9 protein-coding genes are annotated in these 11,160 nt (G+C 71.5%); 4 read left to right on the plus strand and 5 right to left on the minus strand.

The genetic code is table 11. The features are described from left to right. The first annotated feature begins 89 nt into the window (after positions 1–89). The 3 genes from BMY40_RS00610 (at position 90) to BMY40_RS00620 (ending at position 2,627) form a co-directional block, all read left to right on the plus strand. The gene (locus BMY40_RS00610; protein ID WP_177213818.1) at positions 90–797 is read left to right on the plus strand and encodes a response regulator transcription factor; all 708 of its coding nucleotides are present in this window, start codon (positions 90–92) and stop codon (positions 795–797) included. A gap of 91 nt (positions 798–888) precedes the next feature. Next, complete coding sequence (locus BMY40_RS00615) at positions 889–2,307, plus strand: HAMP domain-containing sensor histidine kinase (protein WP_093654225.1); 1,419 nt, start codon at positions 889–891, stop codon at positions 2,305–2,307. 107 nt (positions 2,308–2,414) lie between these two features. Then, positions 2,415–2,627, plus strand: coding sequence for a hypothetical protein (locus BMY40_RS00620; protein ID WP_093654227.1), 213 nt, complete (start codon positions 2,415–2,417; stop codon positions 2,625–2,627). Positions 2,628–2,813: 186 nt separating this feature from the next. On the opposite strand, the gene BMY40_RS00625 is transcribed toward BMY40_RS00620, so the two are convergent. The 4 genes from BMY40_RS00625 to BMY40_RS00640 all read right to left on the minus strand — a co-directional run bounded on the left by BMY40_RS00625 (position 2,814) and on the right by BMY40_RS00640 (position 7,599). After that, the gene (locus tag BMY40_RS00625; protein WP_093654229.1) at positions 2,814–4,265 is read right to left on the minus strand and encodes a GH1 family beta-glucosidase; all 1,452 of its coding nucleotides are present in this window, start codon (positions 4,263–4,265) and stop codon (positions 2,814–2,816) included. Positions 4,266–4,341: 76 nt separating this feature from the next. Continuing rightward, complete coding sequence (locus BMY40_RS00630; RefSeq protein ID WP_425443048.1) at positions 4,342–5,274, minus strand: carbohydrate ABC transporter permease; 933 nt, start codon at positions 5,272–5,274, stop codon at positions 4,342–4,344. Further along, on the minus strand, positions 5,271–6,308 hold the full coding sequence (locus BMY40_RS00635) for a carbohydrate ABC transporter permease (protein ID WP_093654231.1): 1,038 nt from the start codon (positions 6,306–6,308) through the stop codon (positions 5,271–5,273). Before BMY40_RS00635 ends, BMY40_RS00630 begins: the two co-directional genes overlap by 4 nt. Before the next feature lie 7 nt (positions 6,309–6,315). Continuing rightward, entirely contained in the window at positions 6,316–7,599 is a 1,284-nt protein-coding gene (locus tag BMY40_RS00640; protein ID WP_093655626.1) for an ABC transporter substrate-binding protein, read from the minus strand. 337 nt (positions 7,600–7,936) lie between these two features. Here BMY40_RS00640 and BMY40_RS00645 point away from each other — a divergent pair, with 337 nt between their 5' ends. Continuing rightward, positions 7,937–8,974 carry a LacI family DNA-binding transcriptional regulator gene (locus BMY40_RS00645; protein WP_093654233.1) on the plus strand — a complete coding sequence of 346 codons (1,038 nt, stop codon included), beginning with the start codon at positions 7,937–7,939 and terminating at the stop codon, positions 8,972–8,974. A 153-nt stretch (positions 8,975–9,127) separates the two neighbouring features. Here BMY40_RS00645 and BMY40_RS00650 read toward each other — a convergent pair whose 3' ends face one another. Continuing rightward, positions 9,128–10,930 carry a glycoside hydrolase family 6 protein gene (locus BMY40_RS00650; RefSeq protein WP_093654235.1) on the minus strand — a complete coding sequence of 601 codons (1,803 nt, stop codon included), beginning with the start codon at positions 10,928–10,930 and terminating at the stop codon, positions 9,128–9,130. Between the last annotated feature and the right edge of the window lie 230 nt (positions 10,931–11,160).

The raw sequence follows: 11,160 nt of genomic DNA on the forward strand, positions 1-11,160 counted from the left end.
ACCCTAGCCGCTTTCGCCGCGCGCTCGCGGCCGTGCCGCTCCGTCCGGTGCCTCCTTGACGTGTCCGCGTATGCCGTAACGTGCCGCCCATGGCACGTGTACTCGTCGTCGAGGACGACCAGTTCGTACGCTCCGCCCTGATCAGGCACCTGACGGAGGCCTCCCACACCGTGCGCAGCGTCGGGACGGCCCTGGAGGCGCTGCGGGAGGTCGCGCACTTCGGGTTCGACGTGGTGATACTCGACCTCGGGCTGCCCGACCTCGACGGGGCCGAGGCGCTGAAGATGCTGCGCGGGATCACCCAGGTGCCCGTGATCATCGCCACCGCGCGGGACGACGAGGCGGAGATCGTCCGGCTGCTCAACGACGGTGCCGACGACTACCTGGTCAAACCGTTCTCCGTGGAGCACCTGTCCGCCCGGATGGCCGCCGTGCTGCGCCGCGCCGGCACGGGCGCCGCGGCGGGTGCGGAGGCGGACCGGGCGATACGGGCCGGGGGACTGGTCATCGACCCGCTGCGGCGGCAGGCCGAACTCGACGGACGCCCGCTGGACCTGACCCGCCGGGAGTTCGACCTGCTGGCCTTCCTCGCGCAGCGCCCCGGGGTCGTCGTACCGCGCAGGGAGCTGCTGGCGGAGGTCTGGCAGCAGAGCTACGGCGACGACCAGACCATCGACGTCCATCTCTCCTGGCTCCGCAGGAAGTTGGGCGAGACCGCGGCCAACCCCCGCTATCTGCACACACTGCGAGGTGTGGGCGTCAAACTGGAGCCCCCGCGGGAGTCCTCGCGGGGGTGAGCCCGGCCGGGGCCGCGGGGCCGTGGAGCCGCGGGGTCGTGGAGCCGCGGGGGAACGGGGCGGTCGCGGGAGAGGAGAGGGGGAGGGGCCCATGAGACGGGCGCTGGTCAAGGTGTGCATCGCCGTGACCGCGATGGTCGTGGTGGCCTTCGCCGTGCCTCTGGCCCTGGTGGTCAAGGAGATGGCCCGCGACCGGGCCTTCACCGGCGCCGAGCGGCTGGCCGCCTCCGTCACCCACCTGCTCGCCGCCACCGGGGGCGACCGGGGCCCGCTCCAGCGCGGGCTGGCCAGCATGCCGGCGCAGGCCGCCGGGCGGATCGCCGTGTACGCGCCCCCGGGCCGGGAGGACGGGAGCGCCGATATCGGTGAACGCCGGGTGGACGAGGGGAGGTTGCGGTCCATCGCCCCGCTGGAGGGGGCCACCGTCGTGCCCGTCGAGGGCGGCTTCGTGCTGCTCCAGCCGGTCGTCACCGAACGGTCGGCCGTCGTCGAGGTGTTCGTGCCCGAGGACGAGGTCACGGGCGGTGTCGCCACCGCCTGGCTCGTCCTGGCCGGTACCGGCCTCGCGCTCGTCGTGGCGTCCGTCGTCATCGCCGACCGGCTCGGCACCCGCATGGTGGGCGCCGCCGAGCGGCTGGCCGGGGCCGCCAGGGAGCTGGGCACGGGGCGGCTGGCGGTGCGGGTCCCGGTGGAGGGGCCCGCCGAACTGCGCCTGGCCGCGGCGGCGTTCAACTCCATGGCGGACCAGGTCGCCCAGTTGCTCGCCAACGAGAGGGAGCTGGCCGCCGACCTCTCCCACCGGCTGCGCACCCCCCTGACCGTGCTCCGCCTCAACACCGCCTCGCTCGGCGACGGCGACGCCGCCGAGCAGACGCGCGCGGCCGTCGCGCAGCTGGAGCGGGAGGTGGACCACATCATCCGCACAGCGCGCGAGCAGCGGACCCAGCCGTCGGACGCGCCGGGCGGCGGCGCCTTCTGCGACGCCTCCGAGGTGATCCGGGAGCGGATGGACTTCTGGTCCGCGCTCGCCGAGGACGAGGGCCGCGAGGCGGAGCTGGCCGGGGTCGGGGAGCCGGTGCGCGTCCCCGTGGCCCGCGCCGACCTCGCCGCCGCCCTCGACGCGCTGCTCGGCAACGTCTTCCGCCACACCCCGGAGGGCACCGCCTTCGCCGTGGACGTCCACCGCGCGGCCGCCGGCGACTCGGTGATCGTGCTGGTCTCCGACGCGGGGCCCGGCATCGACGACCCGGACGCGGCGCTGCGGCGCGGCCACGGCGACGGCGGTCCCGGTTCGACGGGCCTGGGCCTGGACATCGTGCGGCGGGTGGCGGAGTCCACCGGCGGCGACGTGCGGATCGGACGATCGGTGCTCGGCGGGACGGAGGTAAGGTTCCTGCTGTCCTCGGACGGGGGGCACGCCCACGGAGTGAGCCGCCGGCGCGGACACAGGGTGCGACGGGGCGTGCGCCGAAGGTGGCGGTTCCTCAGCCGTTCCGTAGACCGGCCTTAAGGGAGCCATAAGTTCCCGGACACCTGTCCGGAACGGGCGTTTCGCCGGAATCGCTCCCGCTAGCGTGCTCCCTGTCCACGTTCCCCACGGATCGAGGCAGGAGCGCAATGAGGAGCATCGCCGCACAGTGGCGCCGCCCGGGCGGGCGGCGGCAGCCGATCGCCGACGCGGCCGTGGCGGCGATCGTGGCGGCCGGCGGGCTGGTCCTGGCCGGTACGGCGACGGCGGAGCCGGGTCCCACACCGTCCGCCGCTGCGACCGCGCACCCTTCCGCCACGGCGGAGGGGGCGCGGCAGGGCGCCGCGCCGTCTCCTCGCTGACTCCCGGCCCGGTCCCCACCGGCCTTCACCGGCGGGCGGGGCCCCGGCCCGCATGAACCAGCCACCCCCCACGACAGGCGGGGCGCAGCGGTCTCCACCCCCACACCCGCTGCGCCCCGCCCGGTCCCCTCGGACCGGTCTGCCCCGGTCAGGCCCTCCGGTCAGACCGCCCGGCCACCGGGTGCCTCAGTCGGCCACCGGGTCTCCCACCGGCTCCCCCAGGGCGTCCAGCGCCGGGAGTGCGGGCAGTTCGCCGGTCCGGGCGACCTCGGCGTACCACCGGGCGCTGGACTTGGGGATGCGGGCCAGGGACTCGAAATCCACGTACACCGTGCCGAAGCGCTTGCTGTAGCCGTACGCCCACTCGAAGTTGTCCAGCAGGGACCACAGGAAGTAGCCGCGCACGTCGGCGCCGTCGGCGATCGCCCGCTGGACGGTGCCCAGGTGGCTGTGGAGGTAGGCGATGCGGTCGGGGTCGTGGACGGTGCCGTCGGGGGACGGCTTGTCGTCGCAGGCCATGCCGTTCTCGGTGATGTAGAGCGGGATGCCGCCGGTCTCGCGGTGGTAGCGCATGAGCAGGTCGTGCAGACCGGTCGGGTCGATCGTCCAGCCCATGTCCGTGGTCTCGCCCGGGGTCTGGTGGAAGGCGATGTCCTCCGCGGCCGGCCAGGGGGACTGCTCGCCGCCGCCGTGCCCGTCCCGGCGCGGCAGCTTCCGGTCGGCGGAGGCCGAGACCAGGGTGGGGGTGTAGTAGTTGATGCCCAGCGCGTCCAGCGGCTGGTGGATGTCCGCCAGGTCGCCGTCCTTGACGAAGCTCCAGTCCGTCAGGCGCGAGGTGTCCTGGATCAGGTCCTCGTCGTACACCCCCCGCAGCATCGGGCCGTCGAAGATCCGGTTGGCCAGGGCGTCGATGCGCCGCCTGGCGTCCAGGTCGTCCGGGTCGTCGGTGAGGGCCCGGACGGCGGCCGGGTTGATGCTGACGCCGATCTGCGCGCGGCCGGGGAGGGCGGCGCGGAGGGCCTGGGTGCCCAGCCCGTGGGCGAGGTTGAGGTGGTGGGCGGCGCGCAGCACGTCGGCGTGGTCGGTGCGGCCGGGGGCGTGGACGCCCGAGCCGTAGCCGAGGTAGGCCGAGCACCAGGGCTCGTTGAGGGTGGTCCAGCGCTCCACGCGGTCGCCGAGCGCGCCGGCGACCAGGGAGGCGTACTCCGCGAACCGCTCGGCGGTGGCGCGCTCCGGCCAGCCGCCGGCGTCCTCCAGCTCCTGCGGCAGGTCCCAGTGGTAGAGCGTGATCCAGGGGGTGATGCCCTTGGCCAGCAGCTCGTCGACCAGCGAGCGGTAGAAGTCCAGGCCGCGCTGGACGGCGGGGCCGCGGCCGGTGGGCTGGACGCGGGACCAGGAGATGGAGAAGCGGTAGGCGTTGAGGTTGAGGTCCGCCATGAGCTGTACGTCGTCGCGCCAGCGGTGGTAGTGGTCCACGGCGACGTCGCCGGTGTCGCCCCCGAGCACCTTGCCGGGGGTGCGGCAGAAGGTGTCCCAGATGGACGGTGTGCGGCCGTCCTCGTCGGCCGCGCCCTCGATCTGGTAGGCGGAGGTGGCCGAGCCGAACAGGAAGTTGGCGGGGAAGGAGGATTGGCTCATATGGGAGCGCTCCCATCGAAGGTTGTACGGAAGGGGGATGACGTGGGGGGCTGAGAGACGGGGAAAGGGCTGCCGGTCAGCCCTTGACCGCCCCCTGCATGATGCCGCCGACGATCTGCTTGCCGAAGACGGTCAGGATCAGCAGCAGTGGCAGGGTCCCCAGCAGCGCGCCGGCCATGATCACCGACTGGTCGGGTATGTAGCCGCGGCCCAGACCGGTCAGGGCGACCTGGACGGTCGGGTTCTGCTGGGTCAGCGCGATGATCGGCCAGAAGAAGTCGTTCCAGGCCATCACGAAGGTCAGCATGCCGAGCACGGCCATCGCGGGCCGGGCGGCGGGGAAGACCACGTGCCACACGATGCGCAGACTGCTGGCGCCGTCCACCCGCGCGGCCTCGATCAGCTCGGTCGGCAGAGCCTCCAGCAGGTACTGCCGCATGAAGAACACGCCGAAGGCGCTGACGAAGGTCGGCAGGATGACGGCCTGGAGCTGGTTGGTCCACTCCAGCTCCGCGATCGCCATGAACAGCGGTACCACGCTGAGCTGCGGCGGCACCATCATGGTGCCGATCGTCAGCATCAGCAGCAGGTTCCGGAAGCGGAACCGCAGTTTGGCGAACGCGAACCCGGCGATCGTCCCGAACAGCACGGTGCCGATCGCGATGGACCCGGCGACGATGGTGGTGTTGAGCAGTGCCAGGCCCATGTTGGCGTCGGTCCAGGCGATGCCCAGGTTCTTGAAGAGGTTGCCGCCGAACCAGAAGGGCGGCGGCATCTCCGCGAGCCGGGTGTTGTTGCGGGAGGCCGCGACGGCGGTCCAGAACAGCGGGAAGAGCGCGATCGCGGTGACGAGGATCAGCACCGCGTACGTCAGCTTGCCGCCGTGCAGCGTGCCGCCGGCGCCGCCGGCCCGCCCCCGCATGCGGCCGCGGCCGGTGCGGTGGCCCGCCCCGCCGGGCTCGGGCGCCGTCCGCGGGGACGTCGCGCGGTCGGAGTCCAGCACGCTCATGAGCGCCTCCTCGCGGTCTTGCGGCCCAGCTCCCGCTTCTGCATGCCGCGCGAGATCAGCCAGTTGACCAGCGCGATCAGCACCAGGATCAGGAACATCATCCAGGCGATGGCCGAGGCCCGGCCCAGGTGCAGGTTGACCCAGCCCTGCTCGTACAGGTAGAGGCCCAGGGTCTGGTACTGGTGGGCCGGACCGCCGTTCGCGCCGCCGCCGGGGTTGAACAGCAGGGGCTCGCCGAACAGCTGTGTCGCGCCGATCGTCGAGACGACGACCGTGAACAGGATCGTCGGCCGCAGCGCGGGGATGGTGACGTGGACGAACTGCTGCCAGCGCGAGGCGCCGTCCAGCGCCGCCGACTCGTACAGGTCCTTGGGCACCGCCTGCATGGCGGCGAGGTAGATGAGGGTGTTGTAGCCGGTCCAGCGCCAGATCACGATCGCGGAGATCGCGAGGTGGGAGGTCATGCCCTCGTGCCAGTTGACGGGGTCGATGCCGACGAATCCCAGGAACCAGTTGATCATGCCGTAGTCACGGCCGAAGAGCACGACGAAGACGAGGGTCGCCGCGGCCACCGAGGTGGCGTAGGGGGCCAGCATGGCAACGCGGTAGAACGTGGCACCGCGCAGCTTGTAGTTCAGCAGGTGGGCCAGCCCGAGCGCGATCAGCAGCTGGGGCACGGTGGAGATGATCCCGATGCTGAAGGTGTTGCGCAGGGCGTTCCAGAAGAACTCGTCCTCCAGCAGCCGGGTGAAGTTGTGCAGCCCGGCCCACTCCATGTCGGTGGGGGCCGTCAGCGACACCTTGTGCAGTGACGCCCAGCCCGTGTAGAGCAGCGGGAAGAGGCTGAAGGCCCCGAAGAACAGGAAGAACGGGGCGATGAAGCCGTACGGACTCCACTTCACGTCCCGCTGGTACCAGCGGCTGCGGCGTGCCCGCCGCCGGTCCTCGCGGGATGAGGGAACGTGTTTGTGGCGCGGGGCCGCGCCCCCCTGCTTGACGGGGGGCGCGGACACCGGCGAACCGGTAGTGGTCACTTGTTGATCACTCGTCCAGGGCGTTGTCGACTGCCTTGGTGGCCTCTTCCCAGGCCTTGCCGGAGGACAGGCCGCTGCGCTCCATCTGGAGGAGGCCGCTGCGGGTGATGTTCTCCTGGATGACCTGGTCCTTCGGGCCGATCACCTGGGTCGGGATGCCCTCGGCCGCCTTGGAGAAGATCTCACCGATGGGAGCGTCCGAGAAGTACTCGTGCGTGGCCTCGGCGACCTCGGGAGTCTCGTACGACTTCGGGGCGCTGGGGAAGCTGCCGCGCTCGGCGAAGAGCTTGGCCTGCTGGGTGGGAGCGGTCAGCCAGGCGGCGAGCTTGATCGCCTCCTCCTTGTTCTTGCTGCTCTCGGGCACACCGAGGAAGGAGCCGCCCCAGTTGCCGGCCTTGGGCGCGGGAGCGACGTCCCACTTGCCCTTGGCCTTCTCGCCGCCCTTGTCCTGGATGTAGCCGAGCATCCAGGCGGGGCAGGAGAGCGTGGCGAAGGTTCCGTTGTTCATGGCCTTGTTCCACGAGTCCGTGAACAGCTCGTGCTTGTCGGTCATGTCCTCGGAGGCGGCCTCCGCGGCGACGTCCCAGGCCTCCTTGACGTCCGGGTTGGTCTTGTAGACGACCTCGCCCTGCTCGTCGTAGTAGCGGGTGGCGCTGGAGGAGATGGCCGCGTTGTACAGGCCGCTGGCGGAGTCGACCCACTTGACGCCCTTGGGGGCGTCGCCCATGAACTTCTTGCCGGTGTCGAGGTACTTCTGCCAGTCGCCCTCCCACAGCTTCCCGACCGCGTCGCGCTCGGTGGGCAGGCCGGCGGCCTCGAAGTGGTCCTTGCGGTAGCAGATGGCCATCGGGCCGATGTCGGTGCCCAGGCCGATGGTCTTGCCGTCGGCGGTGGTGGCCTGGTTCCACTTCCAGTCGAAGTAGTCGTCCTTGGAGACTCCGCCGGCCTTGGACAGGTCGACGAACTTGTCCGCCTGGGTCTGGACGACCTCGGCGATGTTCGCCACCTCGATGCCCTGGATGTCGGCGAGGCCGCTGTTGCTGGCGAGGCGGGTGAGCAGCTGCGGGTAGTAGTTCTCGTTCCGCTCGACGACGGTCTGCTCGATCTTGACCTTCGGGTTAAGCTTCTCGTACTCCTCGTAGAGACCGGCCTCCTTGAAGCCGAAGGTCCCGAAGAGGCCGACGGTGATGACGGTCTTGCCCTCGCTGTCGGTTCCCCCGGCCTTGCTGCCCGAGTCCTCGTCGCTCGCGCATCCGGCGAGCAGGCCGGCACCGATGGCCGCGGCGGCCATGACGGCCACGGCCCGGCGGGTGGTGCGGGTCTTGCGCACTGCGTCCTCCTAGCGCCCTGACGTTTCACTCCCGGCCGTGGAAGGGTGTGGGGGACCGCGGTGACGGATGGTGCTGCGGCTCGGGTGGGAACGTGTGGCTTCTGTATGGGTCAAGTCCTTTGGGAGCGCTCCCAGGCGTGATGAGTTGAAGAGTCGCGGGTCCCTGGCGCGGGTGTCAAGGGAATGGACACACTGACCCGGCGCAGTTATCCGGCTGTTAGCTTCGGTGGCTGATCGATACTGGTGCAAGGGCCGACCGGCCCTTGCGGTCGAGCCCGTACACGCTGGGGAGGCGGTCATGACAGTGAGCGGAAGGCGGGGCCAGCGGCCCACTCTGGAGCAGGTCGCCGCCTACGCGGGGGTGGGCCGCGGCACCGTCTCCCGGGTGATCAACGGCGCCGCCAACGTCAGCGACCAGACCCGCACCGCCGTCCAGCAGGCGATCGCCGAACTGGGCTACGTGCCCAACCGGGCCGCCCGGGCGCTGGCCGCGGGCAGCACCGACGCGATCGCGCTGGTCATCCCCGAGGCCGAGACCAGGCTTTTCGCCGAGCCGTACTTCTCCGGTATCATCCGCGGCGTCAGCACCGAGCTCGCCGACACCGACATGCAGCTGCTGCTGACCCTGATCCGCACCCCCAAGGAACGCGACCGCTTCGCCCAGTACGTCACCGCCCACCGGGTGGACGGTGTGCTGCTGGTGTCCGTGCACGCCGACGACCCCCTGCCCGACCTGCTGGAACGCATCGAGATGCCCGCGGTCCTCAGCGGCCGCCGCAGCGGCGACGAGTCGGTGCCGTACGTGGACTGCGACAACACCGGCGGCGCCCAGGCCGCGGTGGAGCACCTGATCGGCCGCGGTCGGCGCGCGGTGGCCACCGTCACCGGACCACTGGACATGTACGTCGCCCAGTGCCGCCTCCACGGGTACCGCGACGCGCTGCGCGCCGCGGGCCTGGAGCAGGACGAGCGGCTGGTCGCCGACGGGGACTTCACCGAGGAGGGCGGCCGCCGTGCCATGCGGGAGCTGCTGTCGCGGCGGCCCGATCTGGACGCCGTCTTCTGCGCCTCCGACGTGATGGCCGCGGGCGCCCGCGCAGTGCTGCGCGAGTCGGGCCGCCGGGTGCCGGAGGACGTGGCCCTGGTCGGCTTCGACGACTCGGCCGTCGCCCGCCACATGGACCCGCCGCTGACCAGCGTGCGGCAGCCGCTGGAGGAGATGGGCCGGTCGATGGCCCGGGTGCTGCTGGAGCAGATCGAGGACCGCAAGGCGGGCCGGGACGACCGCGCCGGCCGGGTGCTGCCGACGGAACTGATCCGCCGCGCCTCCTCCTAACCCCCGGACGGTCCCCGGACGGCCCCCGGCCGGTCACGCGGGCACGGTGGCGCTGCGGGCACGGTGGTACCGCGGACACGGCGAAGGGGCCGGTCGGCGTACCGACCGGCCCCCTTTGAGCCGTCCTACCGCTGTCCGGCGATCACTCGGTGATCAGTCGACCGGCGGGTAGGCGTTGCGCAGCAGCTCCTCGAACTGGGCCTGGAACCAGTGGCCGGAGACCGGCGCGCCGGGCAGGGCACCGGACTTGCTGTTGCCGTTGCGGGCGTTGCCGCCGTAGTCCGGGTCGCACATCTGGTCGGCCTTCTTGCCCTCGTCGTTCGGGATGTCCTCGCTGGCACCGTCGGACTCACCCGGGGGCTTGATCCACGCGTAGGCGTCGATGCCCGGAGCGGGCGCGGCCTTCGGCCGCTCACCGAGGCCGGCGCCGGCCTGGTTGCACCAGTTGCCGGTGTGGATCCGGCGGTCGATGCGGCTGCCGTCGACGAAGGCGTCCAGGCTGGTCTTGGCCGCGGGGGCGCTGGGCCGGTTCGGGCCGCCCCAGCCGTTGCGGGAGGTGTCGATGATCACGCCGACGTCGGAGCGGAAGCCGGCCTTGACCGCCTCCTCGCGGAACGCCTGGGCGTAGGTCTGCTCGTCCACGTAGCGGTTCCAGTCGACCCACTTGGACTGGCGGACCGAGGTGCCGTTCACCGAGTCGTTGATGGTGAAGTGCGGCTCCTTGAGGGCGCCGTAGTTGGCGACGTTGGCGGCGAAGCCGGCCACGTGGTCGACCGTGGAGCCCTCGGAGGTGGCGGCCTGGTGGAGCAGCTTGGCGGTGGGGGTGAAGTTGTCGTCCCAGCCGAGCCAGCCGTGGTGGCCGATGTCGATGTAGTTGTAGACGTTCGGGATCGCGCCCAGCTTGGCCAGCGCGTAGCCGACGCCCTTGACGTAGTTGCCGTTCGCCAGCATCGTGTCGCAGTTGGCGGTGGCCGTCGGGCGGCTGCCGACGTTGGTGATCAGGTTCGGCAGCGAGTCGATCTCGACGATGTTGATGATGCGCAGGTCGGCGTACTTCGGGTCCGACAGGATCGCCGCGATCGGGTCGATGAACTCGCGCTTGTACTTGTCGATCTCCGTCGGTCCGAGCTCGCCCTGGGAGGCCAGGGCGGCGCAGTCGCGGCCGGGCAGGTTGTAGGTCACCATCTGGAGCGCGTCGGCGCCCTGGGCCAGGGCCTCGTCGAGGTGGTCGCGCAGGCCCATGGTGTTCTCGCCGGCGGAGCCCGAGGTGATGGCGGCGATGCGGTCCAGCCACACGGCGGTCGGCTGGTTGGCGATCGCCTGGCCGCCGCTCCTGGCGGCCTGCTCGGACCAGTCGGGGTTCACATAGAGCTTGGCGCCCGCGTACGGGTTGTCCACGCGGTCGCCGGGCTCGCCCGAGCCGCCGGTGGTGCCGCCGTCGGTGGTGCCGCCGTTGGTGGCCCCGCCGTTGCTGGTCCCGCCGTCGGTGGTGCCACCGGTCGTGGTGCCGCCGGTGCCGCCGTCCACGTTGCAGGTGGTGCCGTTCAGCTTGAACGTGGTGGGGGCCGGGTTGGACCCGGAGTAGGTGCCGTTGAAGCCGAACTCGGCGGAGCCGCCGGAGGCGAGCGTGGAGTTCCAGGACGGGGCGGTGGCGGTCACGTGCGCGCCGCTCTGGGACACGGTGGCGTTCCAGCCCGAGCCGGCCTTCTGGTTGCCCGCGTAGTCCCACTCCACCTTCCAGTTGCTCAGCGCGGAGGAGTCGTTGTTGGTCACGGTGACCGAGGCGGTGAAGCCGTTGCCCCAGTCGTTCGCGACCTTGTAGTCGACGGTGCACACGGGAGCGGCCACGGCGGTGCCGTGGAGCATGCTGCCCGCGCCGAGCGCGCCGACTACCAGCGTGCCCGCGGCGAGCAACGCCAGCCGGCGCTCACGCGATGGTTTTCTGGTGCCTGTCATGCGATCTTTCCTCTTCCTTCCGGTTGTGCCCCGGGTGACGACGGAGTCCGGCTCCGTGTTGGTTGGGGGGTTGTGGCCATGTCACGGGTGCGAACCCCGGACGGAGAGCTGTCTCCGTCGCGGTGGGGAACGACCGTTGTCGTGGCACGGAGCGTGACCACACTCCGCTCCTGTCCTCCGGCGGATCCGCCCGGAGCGTGCTCCGGGACAGGCGCCGGGGGAGGCGCCGG

Origin of the sequence: Streptomyces radiopugnans (assembly GCF_900110735.1) — a bacterium.
GTDB lineage: Bacteria > Actinomycetota > Actinomycetes > Streptomycetales > Streptomycetaceae > Streptomyces > Streptomyces radiopugnans.